Genomic DNA, 254 nt, shown 5'->3' on the forward strand with positions numbered 1-254 from the left:
GTCTGCTCGCGCTCGCCGCCGTCGTCGTGCCGGTGCTCGTGGCGGCCCTCGCGAGCGCGGCGCTCGGCGTGGCGACCGTGCACAACGGGTCGATGACGCCGACGCTGCGCAGCGGAGCGACGGTCGTCTACGACCGCTGGACGACGCCGGTGCGGGGCGACATCGTGCTGCTCGTCGACCGCGAGGGATGGTCGGGCTCGCCGGACACGGTGCTCGTGAAGCGCATCATCGGCGTCTCGGGCGACGTGGTCGTG

Annotated in this window: 1 protein-coding gene; it reads left to right on the forward strand. The window is 73.6% G+C overall.

Annotated features, from left to right (window positions below; all coding sequences use genetic code 11):
• The coding region (locus tag ACQG3P_RS20750; protein ID WP_426806109.1) for a S26 family signal peptidase at nucleotides 1-254 on the forward strand (254 nt) is incomplete at both ends.

This window comes from Stenotrophomonas sp. SrG (genome assembly GCF_050031795.1).
GTDB lineage: Bacteria > Pseudomonadota > Gammaproteobacteria > Xanthomonadales > Xanthomonadaceae > Stenotrophomonas > Stenotrophomonas rhizophila_A.